This window comes from Rhizobium sp. BK251, assembly GCF_004345245.1.
Taxonomy (GTDB): Bacteria; Pseudomonadota; Alphaproteobacteria; order Rhizobiales; family Rhizobiaceae; genus Rhizobium.
Window position 1 is genome coordinate 376,576 of the sequence record NZ_SLUQ01000007.1, and the last position, 12,785, is coordinate 389,360.

The 12,785-nt window shown below is 62.5% G+C and carries 8 protein-coding genes; 5 read left to right on the forward strand and 3 right to left on the reverse strand.

What is annotated here, in order from left to right; genetic code table 11:
• Positions 1 to 80 precede the first annotated feature (80 nt).
• Positions 81 to 866, reverse strand: coding sequence for an alpha/beta hydrolase (locus tag EV286_RS19800; protein WP_132958874.1), 786 nt, complete (start codon positions 864 to 866; stop codon positions 81 to 83).
• A 185-nt stretch (positions 867 to 1,051) separates the two neighbouring features.
• On the opposite strand from EV286_RS19800, the gene EV286_RS19805 reads away from it, so the two are divergent.
• Positions 1,052 to 1,612 carry a dihydrofolate reductase family protein gene (locus tag EV286_RS19805; RefSeq protein WP_132958875.1) on the forward strand — a complete coding sequence of 187 codons (561 nt, stop codon included), beginning with the start codon at positions 1,052 to 1,054 and terminating at the stop codon, positions 1,610 to 1,612.
• 47 nt (positions 1,613 to 1,659) lie between these two features.
• On the opposite strand, the gene EV286_RS19810 is transcribed toward EV286_RS19805, so the two are convergent.
• Complete coding sequence (locus EV286_RS19810) at positions 1,660 to 2,466, reverse strand: SDR family oxidoreductase (RefSeq protein ID WP_207909906.1); 807 nt, start codon at positions 2,464 to 2,466, stop codon at positions 1,660 to 1,662.
• A 321-nt stretch (positions 2,467 to 2,787) separates the two neighbouring features.
• Here EV286_RS19810 and EV286_RS19815 point away from each other — a divergent pair, with 321 nt between their 5' ends.
• Positions 2,788 to 3,744: a helix-turn-helix domain-containing protein gene (locus EV286_RS19815; protein ID WP_132958877.1), complete on the forward strand. Its 957-nt coding sequence runs from the start codon at positions 2,788 to 2,790 to the stop codon at positions 3,742 to 3,744.
• An 86-nt stretch (positions 3,745 to 3,830) separates the two neighbouring features.
• Entirely contained in the window at positions 3,831 to 5,039 is a 1,209-nt protein-coding gene (locus EV286_RS19820; protein ID WP_132958878.1) for a cytochrome P450, read from the forward strand.
• A gap of 193 nt (positions 5,040 to 5,232) precedes the next feature.
• Here EV286_RS19820 and EV286_RS19825 read toward each other — a convergent pair whose 3' ends face one another.
• The gene (locus EV286_RS19825) at positions 5,233 to 8,061 is read right to left on the reverse strand and encodes a ribonuclease E/G (protein ID WP_132958879.1); all 2,829 of its coding nucleotides are present in this window, start codon (positions 8,059 to 8,061) and stop codon (positions 5,233 to 5,235) included.
• 715 nt (positions 8,062 to 8,776) lie between these two features.
• On the opposite strand from EV286_RS19825, the gene EV286_RS19830 reads away from it, so the two are divergent.
• Both EV286_RS19830 and EV286_RS19835 read left to right on the forward strand, forming a co-directional pair.
• Positions 8,777 to 9,967 (forward strand): N-acetylmuramoyl-L-alanine amidase, encoded by a 1,191-nt coding sequence (locus EV286_RS19830; protein ID WP_132959049.1) that lies wholly within the window; start codon positions 8,777 to 8,779, stop codon positions 9,965 to 9,967.
• 260 nt (positions 9,968 to 10,227) lie between these two features.
• Positions 10,228 to 12,687, forward strand: coding sequence for a penicillin-binding protein 1A (locus EV286_RS19835; RefSeq protein WP_132958880.1), 2,460 nt, complete (start codon positions 10,228 to 10,230; stop codon positions 12,685 to 12,687).
• Positions 12,688 to 12,785 lie beyond the last annotated feature (98 nt).

Below are 12,785 nucleotides of genomic sequence, written 5' to 3' on the forward strand. Positions count from 1 at the left end.
GATGCGTTCATGAAACTCTCCGGCCGCTGAGGACAGAGAGGAGCGGCCGCCGGATAAGCCGGCAGCCGCCGCTGCATGGCTTACTTCGACTCGGCCGCGTCCTCGATCAGCTTGGCGACCTTCTCCGGGTTGGACACCATGACCACATGGGAGGCACCCTCGACCTCGACCGTTTCCTTGGACTTGGCCCGTTCCGCCATGAACTTCATCGCTTCGGCGGTAATGTTGCGGTCGGCGCTCCCGTAGATGTGCCAGGAGGGAATGGTCTTCCACAGGGCCTGCTTGGCGGGTTCGGCAAGCGCCGAGGCGGCAATCGGGCGCTGGCCGATCGCCATGATCTTTGCCTGTTCCTCGGGCACGTCCTTGGCAAACTGGTCGTGGAACTTGGCATGGTCGATATAGAGATCCTTCTCGCCACCTGAGAGCTCAACGGGCTTTGCGAGTGCCTGGCCGAGCGTGCCGCCCGGGAAGCGATCGGAGAGGCTGCCTGCACTTTCGCCGACCTCCGGCGAGAACGCGGCAACATAGACGAGAGCCTTCACGTCAGCCTTCTTCGGCTGGACGTTGGAAATGACCTCGCCGCCGTAGGAATGGCCTACTAGCACGACGGGTCCGTCGATCTGGTCGATCAGCTGCGTCGCGTAGGCGCTGTCGGCGGCGACGCCACGCAGCGGATTGGCGAGGCTTATGATCTTGTATCCCTTGGCCGCGAGCAACGCATCGACCTTGTCCCAGCTTGAGGTGCCTGCAAAGGCGCCATGGACGAGCACGATGGTCGGCTTCTGGTCATCGGCGAGGCCGACCGCGGTCGAGCCGAGCAGCGCTGCCGCAGAAAGCACGGCGGGACCAATGAATTTGTTGAGCATCGTCAATTCCTCTCTTTGCTGATGTTCCGGCGGAAGTGCCGTTCGCAGTGAAGTTGTATTGTGTGCAATTTAATTGTGCTAAACAAAAAAAGTTGAAGTCGCGTGAACGATTATTCTCTTGTCGGAAGGTGGGCGCGTGGATCGTCCTTGATGCAGAGCCAAGCCTGATGGAGAGGTGCAAGGTCATGCGCAAGCTAGGTATTTTCCTGAGTCTGTCCCTTGACGGGTACTACTGCGACCGGAACGGCGACATGAGTTGGGCCCACCGGGAGGATCCGGAGTTCAAGGCCTTTGTCACCGGCAACGCGGCCTCGGGCGGCGAGTTGCTGATGGGGCGAGTTACATACGAGCTGATGGCAAGCTATTGGCCCACTCCCTTTGCCATGGAGAGGGAACCGGAGACGGCAGAAGGCATGAACAGCCTGCCGAAGGTTGTCTTTTCACGCACGCTCAAGGCGGCGGGCTGGAGCAACTCACGGCTCGTCAGCGGGAGCCTTGTCGAGGAGGTGCGCAGCATGAAGGCCGGCGAGGGCAGGGATATGGTGGTGTTGGGAAGCGCCAGTATCGTTCGCCAGCTGGCGGAGGCCGGCCTTGTCGACGACTATCAGTTCGTTGTCGTGCCCATCGCTCTCGGCGGAGGCCGCTCGGTGTTTGAGGGATTGTCGAGGCAGCTGCACCTCAAACTGACGGGAACACGAGCCTTCCGTAACGGCAATGTCCTGCTGAGCCACATCACGTCAGACTAGGTATATCACTGAAAAGGGTGCGTTTTGTGCTGGCAGGGCGCCAGCCCTCATGGACGCTTCACGCCATAGCGCGCGGCCGGGCGATCATGGGAGAGGTTTGGAATGAGGGCCGATTGGGCATTAATCAGCGCATCCCAATCCTTGCTGTCCGGAAGCGACGGAATGGTGACGAGCTCTCCCTGGTCGAACCCGGCGAGAGCCGCATCGACCATGTCGCCGGCATCCATCACCGTCGATTGGTCCATGTTATCGATCGACACCGGATATCCCGCGCGTGCAAACAGTTCGGTGCGGGTGATGCCGGGTAGTACGGCCTGCACCCTGACGCCCTTGTCTGCCAGTTCGGCGCTCAGACCGATGGTGAGGGTCAACACGAAGGCGCTTGTGGCGCTGTAGGTGCCGGAATAGGCACCAGGACGGAACAGTGCGATCGACGCGATGTTGATGATCGCTCCATTTCGACGCGCGGCGAAGGCTTGCGCTGCCGCAACGGCGAGGCGGTTCATAGCCGTGACGTTCAGCGCGATCATTCTGTCGAGGTGATCGATGTCATTGTCGAGAAGCCGACCTCTCGGCCCCACGCCGGCACTGTTGACGAGCATCTTCATAGATTCGTCGCCGCGCAGGCGCTTCTCCACCCTGGCGATGTCGAGCCTGTTCGTCAGGTCCGCCTGCAGGACATCGGCCCTGACATTCATCTGCCTGCTCAAGCGGTTGGCAAGTTCGCGCAGCCTGGTGACGTCGCGCGCAACGAGCACGACATTGAACCCCCGTCGTGCAAGCCGATCGGCATAGGTCGCACCGATGCCCGACGATGCGCCGGTTACCATCGCGGTGTCGATGCCTGGGAACATCATCTCTCGTCGCTCCATTGCTGAGGTCCGCCCTGGGGCAGTGCGGTCTCGGCGAAGAAACTACAGCGCGGCAGGTCGGGCCTCGTGAGCCAATCGCGCACAATCAGCCGGACGAGAACGCATTCCGCCGCCGCTGTCACGAATGCCTGGGCGCCGCGAGTCCTGCGCCACTTGCGGTCGGCGCGCAAGCCTCCGGCTGCGGTACCATTTGCCGCATGAAATCCCGGCCGGCTTTCGCAATTTGGACGCTCTTGGAGCGCAGCCTCCTTCGCCGATCGCGCCTCGGCGATGTCCATCGCCGCCGAGTGGAGTTGATGGCCGATGCCGGATGATATTTCGAGCAACGTCGTATTCGATTTCGAGGCATGGAGGGTGCTGCTTCGCGATGTCTGCGGCAGGTACAGTCCCGAACAGGCGCAGCCGACCGGCTTCATCGGCCGCGTCCGCGCAAACAGCCTATGCGGCTGCGACACGGTGGAGATCGGCTGCAATGCGCGGCGGGTGGAACGCACAGGGCGCGATTGCCGCCTCGACAGCATGGACCATTACTACGCGGTGTTTCAGCTCGACGGCCGCTCGACCGTCATGCAGAACGATCACGTCGCCACGCTCGAGGTCGGGGATGTCGCGCTGGTCGATTCGACCCGGCCGGTAACGTATCACGCGGACGACGGCCCCGGTCGGTGGCTGAGCCTGCATCTGCCGCGCCAGTCGCTGCTTTCGCACCTTGGCCTTGAATTGGAGGGCGGGGTCCATGGTCGCGGCAACACCGCCGCCGGCCGCCTGCTATACCGGCTCGTCAGCGAAGCAGCCTGGGCGCCGGAACCCGGCCAGGTCGATCCCTATCTCCATCTCGCGGTCTACGACCTGCTGGGAGCGCTGTTCGGTGCATCCGAAATTCCTGCGGTCAATCCTCACTCCGACCGGCTGTTCGTTCGCGTGTGCGACATCATCAAGAGCCACTATACGGACCCCGACATCGGCCCTTGCGAGGTTGCCGCAGAGGCGGGAATATCGCTCCGCTACCTCCAGAAGCTGTTCACGCAGCGCGGCTCCACTTGCTGCAGCTTCATCCAGCGGCTGCGCCTTGAGCACGCCGCCCGCCTCATCCGGCGCCGCGGCGCGATGAAGACTGGCCAGCCGCTCAGCCTGATCGCCTATGACTCGGGGTTTCGCGACTACACCCATTTCGCGCGTGCATTCCGCGGCCGTTTTGGTTCCGCGCCGGGTGCCACTGCGGGCGAGCCAAACTCCCGCATCAGTACGCTTGGCGACTGAAGGAAGTGCGCTCCCCGCTCGCGACGCCTCATGACGGTCGGCGTAGGCTCTCACGTCTCACTGGTTGAGACGTGAAAGGAAAAGACATGCGCGACGCGCAATTATTCATCGTTGACCACGAAACGCCGAGTTCGCCGATCGATCCCTATGCGGACGAGATACTTGCCGATCCATGGGATGCCTATGAGAAGCTGCAGGACATGGGCCCCGCCGTGTGGCTGGAGAAATACGGCATGTTCGCGCTGACGCGCTATGACAGCGTTGTGAGGGCTCTGAAGGACGCGACCGCTTTCTCCTCCGCATCGGGTGTCATGATGAACGATCCGATGAATGCGATCCTTCGCGGCAATACGCTCTGCAGCGACGGTTCGGATCACCAGCGGCTGCGACGCATCACGGCCAAGCCGTTGGCGCCGACAGTCTTGAACGCTCTCAAATCCGAGATTTACGCCACGGCGGTGAACGTTGCCGATCGACTGGTAGAGAAGAAAACCTTCTGCGCGGCGACGGAACTTGCGACCGTGCTGCCCGTAGAGATCGTGGCGAATGCTGTCGGGCTTCCGCTGCAGGGGCGAGAGCGCATGCTGGTCTGGGCCGAGCAGATGTACAACTGCTTCGGCCCGCTGAACGATCGCGCACGCGACGCCTTTCCCGTGCTCGGCGAGATGATGCATTACGCCGCGACGCAGGCCGTTCGCGGCAAGCTGAAGCCCGGAAGCTGGGCCGATGGCATCATCGATGCCGTGGAGCGCGGTGAGGCCGACCAGGATGTCCTTCCCGCGCTGATGATCGACTATCTGGGCCCAAGCCTGGAGACGACGATCTCCGCGATCGGCAGCGGCATCTGGCTCTTTGCCCGAAATCCCGAGGAATGGCGGAAGGTGCGCGATGATCCGTCCTGCATTCCCAGCGCCGTCAACGAAATTCTGCGCATGGAGACGCCGCTCCAGGGCTATTCGCGACTTGCGGCGCGCGACTACGACATGGACGGGGTGACGCTTCCGGCGGGCGCGCGTGCCATCATCTTCTTCGGCGCGGCTAACCGCGACAAGCGCAGGTTCCCCGATCCTCACCGTTTCGACGTGATGCGCAATCCGATGGACCAGGTCGCATTCGGTACCGGACCGCATGCCTGCATCGGCCTGCACTTGGCCAAGCTCGAGATGGTTGCCCTGTTCTTTGCGCTCGCCACGCGCGTGAAGCAGTTCCACATCGAGGAGGAAGTGCGCAACATCAACAACACGCTGCGCGGCTTCAAGAGGCTGATCGTGACGGTCGACGCGGACGATAGCTGACAGGACTACTGACGTCGCTCGCGCACCACGAACCTCGCACGATACGGCATCGCGACAAGGGCCTTCGGTTCGGCGACCGGATGGCAAGCGTGCCGGCCTGATAGGTCTTTCTGGCTCTGGAGCCTGGACGAAAAAAATCCGGCCGCGTTGTTGCGGCCGGATCGTCAAATCATTCTTCGCCGAAAATCAGCTTTCAGAAGAAGCCGCGGCGCTGCCACCAGCCGGCCTTCTTCGGCTTGGTCGCATCGCCTTCGCCTTCGGGTGCCTCCGTCGTGCGGCTGGACTTCACCACCGGCTCCGAGGAAGCAACGTTCGACTCGCGATTGGCGCGTGCCGGCTTTGCCTGTTCGGCTGGCTCGACGCTCTCGCTTTCGAGACCGCTCGCGAGTTCCGCAACACGTTCCGCTTCAGGATCCGCCTCGACGACCGATTCAGCGACGACTTCCTCGACAGGTGACGGCGCGCTCTTCTTGCGGCTGCGACGCGCCTTCGGCTTAACGTCCTCGGTTACGACAGGAGCGGCTTCGACGGCAGCCATGGCCGCTTCGCCTTCCGCAGCCGCTGCTTCGGCGACCGCTTCGACGATCTCCGCCTGGGTCAAGGCCACTTCCTGACCCTCGGCTTCGCCGGAGTCATCATCCGCATCGGACTCGCCGCTTGCAGCGTCCGCACCGTCTTCACGGCTGCGGCGTCCGCCGCGCTTGCCGCGCCTGCGGCGCTTGCGCTTCTGCTGTTCCTCGCCGGCGGCACGCTCCTCGACTGGAGACGCATCGTCTTCATCGCCCTCGTCGTCGTCCGTATCGCCCTCGGAGTCAGTGCCCGACGCAGCGTCGTGGCCAGACTGGCCCTCGGCCGCGCCCTGCCCATTCTTGCCGCGACGGCGGCGGCGGCGCTTGCGCTTGCGCCCGCCTTCGCCTTCCGCACGGGCGGCGGCCGGCTCAGCAGAGGCAGGCTTTTCAGCGACTTCCTCTTCTTCATCCTCCTCCATCTCGATCACGACATCATCGTCGTCGTCATCCTCGATGGCGGCAAAGTTGAAGAGGGTCTCGATCTTGACCGGATTGGCGACGGGTTCGCCCCGATCGATCGCGAAGTGCTGCGCGCCGACCGATGCGTCGGCGTCGATCATGATGGAAACGCCGAAGCGGCTCTCGTAGTCCACGATGCTCTGACGCTTGTGGTTGAGCAGGTAGAGCGCGATGTCCGGCGTCGTGCGCACCGTGATGTCATGCGTCGTGTTCTTCAGCAGGTACTCCTCGATGCCGCGCAGCACATGCAGCGCAACGGAGGACTGCGAACGGACGTGGCCGGTGCCGCCGCAATGCGAGCAGACCTGCGTGGTCGACTCGAGCACCGAGGCGCGGATACGCTGGCGCGACATTTCCAGAAGGCCGAAATGCGAGATACGGCCGACCTGAATGCGGGCGCGGTCGTTCTTCAAGCATTCCTTCAGCTTCTTCTCGACGGAGCGGTTGTTGCGCTTCTCTTCCATGTCGATGAAGTCGATGACGATGAGGCCGGCCAGGTCGCGAAGGCGAAGCTGGCGGGCAATCTCTTCGGCTGCCTCGAGGTTCGTCTGGAGCGCGGTGTCCTCGATCGAGTGCTCGCGCGTCGAGCGGCCGGAGTTGACGTCGATCGAAACCAGCGCTTCCGTCTGGTTCATGATCAGGTAGCCGCCTGACTTCAGCGTGACCTGCGGCTGCAGCATCCGATCGAGCTGTGCTTCGATACCCGAGCGCGAGAAGATCGGATGGATGTCGCGGTAGGGCTGGACCACCTTGGCGTGGCTCGGCATCAGCATCTTCATGAAGTCTTTCGCTTCACGATAGCCTTCCTCGCCGGCAACGATGATCTCGGAAATGTCCTTGTTGTAGAGGTCGCGGATCGAACGCTTGATCAGCGAGCCTTCCTCGTAGACGAGGCAGGGCGCGGTGGAGGCAAGCGTCAGCGTACGGACGTTCTCCCACAGGCGCATCAGATATTCGAAGTCGCGCTTGACCTCGACCTTGGTGCGGTTGGCACCGGCGGTGCGCAGGATGACACCCATGCCCTGCGGCACTTCGAGACCGCGAGCGATCTCCTTGAGGCGCTTGCGGTCCTGGGGCTGCGTGATCTTGCGGGAGATGCCGCCGCCGCGCGCCGTGTTCGGCATGAGAACCGAGTAGCGACCGGCAAGCGAGAGATAGGTGGTAAGAGCAGCACCCTTGTTGCCGCGCTCTTCCTTGGCGACCTGCACCAGCAGGATCTGGCGGCGCTTGATGACTTCCTGGATGCGGTACTGCTTGCGCGGCTTGCGCTGGACGCGGTCCGGAACCTCTTCCATCGCGTCTTCGGCGCCGACGGATTCGATGATCTCTTCCTCGCCGTCGTGATCGTCATCGTCGTCATCGTCGTCCTTGCGACGCTTGGAAACCTCGACGTCCTCGGAGATTTCGTCGGTCTCGACCGCCGCGGCCATTTCGCCGGACGGGCCGCCGTCATCGTCGTCCGTGCCGGCGGCTGCTTCGCTCTCGGCTGCCGTCTCGGCAGGGGCAGCCTTCTTGCGGCTGCGGCGAGGCTTTGCCTTCTTTGCCGGGGCTTCTTCGGCTGCGATCTCGCTGGCTGCGGACGGCTCCGGGGAAGCAGCAGCTTCGGGGCCGTCGCCCAGGGGAGGGATGCCGACGTCCGGCTGTTCCTGCGTCGAAAGATCGACGTGCGCCGTCTCGACCGGCTCGACGTCGTCGTCCCTGCGGTGCTCCTCGGCTTCCGCCCTCAGGAGGGCCTGCCGGTCCGCAAGCGGAATCTGGTAGTAGTCGGGGTGGATTTCCGCGAAGGCGAGAAAGCCGTGCCGGTTGCCGCCGTAATCGACGAACGCGGCCTGCAGCGAGGGTTCGACCCTCGTGACCTTCGCTAGATATATGTTGCCGCGGATCTGCTTCTTGTGCTCTGACTCGAAGTCGAATTCCTCTATGCGGTTGCCGCGAACGACAACAACGCGCGTCTCTTCCTCGTGAGACGCATCGATAAGCATTTTGTCTGCCATTTAAGCTGTGCTCCTCGGCGCAGCCATGCGGTGACACTCCCTGCTGTGGTTGAAACAGCTAAGGTCCTGTCAGTGATTGCCGCGCCGGATAGTGGTGATCGCGATTGATTGGTCAGAGAGAGCAGCAGCCAGGCAGCAGACGGGAAGTGCTTGCCCCGGGGCCTGTAGACTTCAGATAAAATCTGCTGCGACAACATCAACAACCAAGCGAGATCGACAATAGTTAGGCCCATCCTCGAGCCCGATGAATGTGCTCTCTTGAAGAGCGATTAGTGGTCTGCCCACCGATGAAGTTCCCGCATCACGCCGGAAATTCAGGATCCAGTTTTGGAACAGACATGCGTGCAACGGCGGATGAAAATCGCTTATGGCGCCAGGCCCCGAGGGATGGCTGCCTTTGCGACGACTCTATCCCGTCAACACGTCTGGCCCAACATGCCTTGTATGTTTTATCTGTCACAATAGCAAGGGAAAAGCCAAGTGTGCCATAATATTGATGGATTTAGCAGTTCAAGCCATAGTGCAGATATCTTCCCGATTCGTCCTTTCGCTGGCATTCTCCGGCGCGTCTTTTTAGGTCGCCGCAACGTTCGCATGCATCAAGGCGAAACGGCAAGGTTCATGCTGCACATATATAGGGAATTGCGGGCGGTTGTTTAAGGGAGCGCAAATGGGGAAGGGGTCGTTTCGTTCCTTCCTGTCGTTCGCATGCAGGATGGCCGTGACGGTCGTCCTCCTCAGCGGGCATTCCCTCGTCGCGCATGCAGCAGACGGCAAGGATCCGCTTCTCGCCTACGATGCGCGCATTGCCGGCGACGACGCCCGGACCCGCATCGTCATCGATTTCGACCGTGAGCCCACATTCGTCGTCCACTACATTGCAAAGCCGGAGCGTGTCGTCGTCGACCTGCCGGCGACCGCCTTCGGCTTCCCGGGCGAAAAGCTGCGCGCGCGCGGGCTTTTTCGCGACGTCCGCTACGGCACCATGGATGAGGGGAGTGCACGCATCGTCCTGACGGCGACGAAGCCGGTGAAGCTCGTGATGGCAAAGACCGAGGTCGACGAGCAGGGCAAAGGGTACCGGCTGGTGCTTGATGCGGAGATGGTCCCCGCCAAGCAGTTCGACGAGCTCGTGAAGGCGCAATCCTGGCAGCCTTCGGATACGGCGGCCGCCGTTGGGCCGGTCGAGCCGGTGGAGAAGGCCGCGCCAGGCGACTTCCTCGTCGCGGTGGATGCGGGTCACGGCGGCATCGATACCGGCGCGATTGCCACGGATACGAAGATTCCCGAAAAGGAAGTGACGCTCGCCTTCGCCAAGGCCTTGGCCGACAGGCTGAACCGAGAGCCGGGCATAAAGGCCTTCCTGACGCGCAGTGACGACGCGTTCCTGTCCCTTTCGGAGCGGGTGACGATCGCCCGGCAAAACCATGCCGGCCTCTTCATCTCTCTGCATGCCGACACGTTGAAGCAGAAGGATATTCGCGGCGCGACGGTCTATACGATCTCGGATCGCGCCTCCGACAAGCTGGCCGCCGATCTGGCGGATCGCGAAAACCTCTCGGACCAGATCGCCGGCAAGGAGGCTGCCGCCGAGCCGCCCGAGGTTGCCGACATCCTTCTCGATCTGACAAGGCGGGAGACGCAGGCCTTCTCCATATCGATGGCGCGTTCGGTCATTGGCTCCTTTGACGGGCAGGTGGGGCTCATCAACAATCCGCATCGCCATGCGGGCTTCCGAGTGCTGCAGGCGCCCGACGTTCCCTCCATCCTGCTGGAGCTCGGATTCCTTTCCAACAGGGACGACGAGAAGCTGCTTCTCGACGAGGCCTGGCGGACAAAGATCACCGACCTTCTGGCCGATGCTGTGAAGCGCTATCGCGCCTCGACGCTGGCGAACGGCGGTTGAGGGATCGCGTGCGACGGCTGCCCGTGTCTTCCAAGTGACATGGCCCGGCAAACGGAGCGTCCGAGACTGGCAATCCACCAAGAAGCCCTATTTTGCTCACATTCACGGCGTTGAAGCGGGATAAAGTTCTAATAGACAAATAGAATCGCCTTGCCGCGGGGCACGCTCTTGAAGTAATCCGCGCAGCGTGCAAAACGCCCTGACCTGTGCGATTATGCGCGCTCCGCGCCGATCGAGGGAAAAGTACCGGTAGCTCAAATATGATCAGACTTTTTGGATATTTCTTCGGCTTGGCCTGCGTCCTTTTCCTGGGCGTTGCGGCGGCTGTGGCGATCTACATCAGCCACATATCCGAGGATCTGCCCGACTATGCAGTCCTGAACAGCTACGCACCGCCGGTCGCGACGCGCGTTCACGCCGGCAACGGCGCGCTGATGGCGGAATATGCGCGCGAACGCCGCCTCTTCCTGCCGATCCAGGCCGTCCCCGATCGGGTGAAGGCTGCCTTCCTTTCGGCTGAGGACAAGAATTTCTACAACCACCCCGGCGTCGACCTGGGCGGCCTTGCCCGCGCCATGGTGGTCAACCTGCAGAATTTCGGCTCCGGCCGCCGCCCGATGGGTGCGTCGACGATCACCCAGCAGGTCGCCAAGAACTTCCTCCTGAGCTCCGACCAGACGATCGACCGCAAGATCAAGGAAGCAATCCTCTCCTTCCGCATCGAGCAGGCATACAGCAAGGACAAGATCCTCGAGCTCTATCTCAACGAGATCTTCTTCGGCCTGAATTCCTACGGCATTGCCGGCGCGTCGCTTACCTATTTCAACAAGTCGGTGACGGAACTGACGATTGCCGAGGCTGCCTATCTCGCATCGCTGCCGAAAGGCCCTGCCAACTACCATCCGTTCCGCCATCCCGAAGCCGCGCTGGAGCGCCGCAACTGGGTCATCGATCGCATGGTCGAAAACGGCTATGTCGGCCAGAGCGACGGCGCGGAAGCCAAGCAGCAGCCGCTTGGCGTCGTTGCGCGCGGCAACGGTCCCTCGCTCTTCGCCTCCGACTATTTCGCCGAGGCCGTGCGTCGCCAGCTGATCGATCAGTACGGCGACAAGGTGCTATACGAAGGTGGCCTCTCGGTGCGCACCTCGCTTGATCCGCAGATGCAGCTCTATGCGCGCAAGGCGCTGCAGGACGGGCTGATCAGCTACGACGAGCGCCGCGGTTTCCATGGCCCGGTCAAGCAGATCGATGTCGCCGCCGATTGGGGTCCTGCGCTCGCCGATATCCCGGCGCTGAGCGATGTGCCCGAATGGAAGCTTGCCGTCGTGCTTGCCGTTTCGTCCGAGAGCGTCGATATCGGCCTGCAGCCTGACAAGCAGTCGAACGGCAAGGTGGTGGCCGAGCGTACGCGTGGCATGATCCGCGCGGAAGACATGAAATGGGCCTATCGCTCCGCCAATGGCGATCGCAAGACAGCGACATCGCCGCAAGGCGCGCTGCAGCCGGGCGACGTCGTCTATGTCGAACCGATCGGCGGTGACGGATCCAATACCTACCGCCTGCGCCAGCCGCCGAAGGTGCAGGGTGGTCTCGTCGCCATGGACCCGAAGACGGGGCGCGTGCTCGCCATGGTGGGCGGGTTCTCCTATTCTCAGTCGGAATTCAACCGTGCGACGCAGGCGATGCGCCAGCCCGGCTCCTCGTTCAAGCCCTTCGTTTATGCCGCGGCGATGGACAACGGCTACACGCCGGCCTCGGTGATCATGGACGCGCCGATCGAGATCGTCTCCGGCGGCCAGGTCTGGCGGCCCGAGAACTACGGCGGCGAAACCGCCGGTCCCTCGACGCTGCGCTCCGGCATCGAGAAGTCGCGCAACCTGATGACGGTGCGCCTCGCAAACGATCTCGGCATGAATATCGTCGCTGAATATGCCGAGCGTTTCGGCGTCTACGACCATATGCTGCCGGTACTGGCGATGTCGCTCGGCTCCGGCGAGACGACGGTGTTGCGCATGGTCTCGGCCTATTCGGTGATCGCCAACGGCGGCAAGCAGATCAAGCCGACGCTGATCGACCGTATCCAGGACCGTTACGGCAAGACCATCTTCCGCCATGAGGAGCGCCTCTGCGACAACTGCAATGCCGGCGACTGGCAGAACCAGGACGAGCCGCAGGTCGTCGACAATCGCGAGCAGGTGCTGGACCCGATGACGGCCTACCAGATCACCTCGATGATGCAGGGCGTCATCAAGCGCGGTACGGCCGCCGGAAAGATCGATCTCGGCGATCGTGACGTTGCCGGCAAGACCGGTACGACCAATGACGAGAAGGACGCATGGTTCGTCGGCTACACGCCGGACCTGGTCGCGGGCCTTTACCTGGGCTTCGATTCGCCGGCTCCGCTTGGCCGTGGCGGCACAGGTGGCGTGCTCGCCGCGCCTGTCTTCAACGAGTTCATGCAGCAGGCCGTCAAGGACATGCCCGCCTCGAAGTTCGTGATCCCCCAGGGCATGAATCTGATGCCGATCAACCGGAAGACGGGCATGGCAGCCGCCGAGGGTGATCCTGATACGATCATCGAGGCCTTCAAGCCCGGCACGGGCCCGGCAGACAGCCTTTCGGTCATCGGCATGGACAGCACCATGGCGCCGGAGGAGATTCTCAAGACCTCTCCGCAGGCCAACCAGGCTGTTCAATCGGGCGCCGGCGGGTTGTTCTGAGACCAGCGAAATCCCATCTACGCGTATGAAAACGGCGGTCGCTGCCCTTTACTTCCGCGGCCGCCACAACTATTGACGGGCAGCTTTCAAACCAAGAC

What these genes read in the sequence shown, in the direction of transcription:
- EV286_RS19800 (WP_132958874.1), bottom strand. Translation starts at nt 866, where the DNA reads ATGCTCAACAAATTCATTGGTCCCGCCGTGCTTTCTGCGGCAGCGCTG.
- EV286_RS19805 (WP_132958875.1), top strand. Translation starts at nt 1,052, where the DNA reads ATGCGCAAGCTAGGTATTTTCCTGAGTCTGTCCCTTGACGGGTACTAC.
- EV286_RS19810 (WP_207909906.1), bottom strand. Translation starts at nt 2,466, where the DNA reads ATGTTCCCAGGCATCGACACCGCGATGGTAACCGGCGCATCGTCGGGC.
- EV286_RS19815 (WP_132958877.1), top strand. Translation starts at nt 2,788, where the DNA reads ATGCCGGATGATATTTCGAGCAACGTCGTATTCGATTTCGAGGCATGG.
- EV286_RS19820 (WP_132958878.1), top strand. Translation starts at nt 3,831, where the DNA reads ATGCGCGACGCGCAATTATTCATCGTTGACCACGAAACGCCGAGTTCG.
- EV286_RS19825 (WP_132958879.1), bottom strand. Translation starts at nt 8,061, where the DNA reads ATGGCAGACAAAATGCTTATCGATGCGTCTCACGAGGAAGAGACGCGC.
- EV286_RS19830 (WP_132959049.1), top strand. Translation starts at nt 8,777, where the DNA reads ATGGCCGTGACGGTCGTCCTCCTCAGCGGGCATTCCCTCGTCGCGCAT.
- EV286_RS19835 (WP_132958880.1), top strand. Translation starts at nt 10,228, where the DNA reads ATGATCAGACTTTTTGGATATTTCTTCGGCTTGGCCTGCGTCCTTTTC.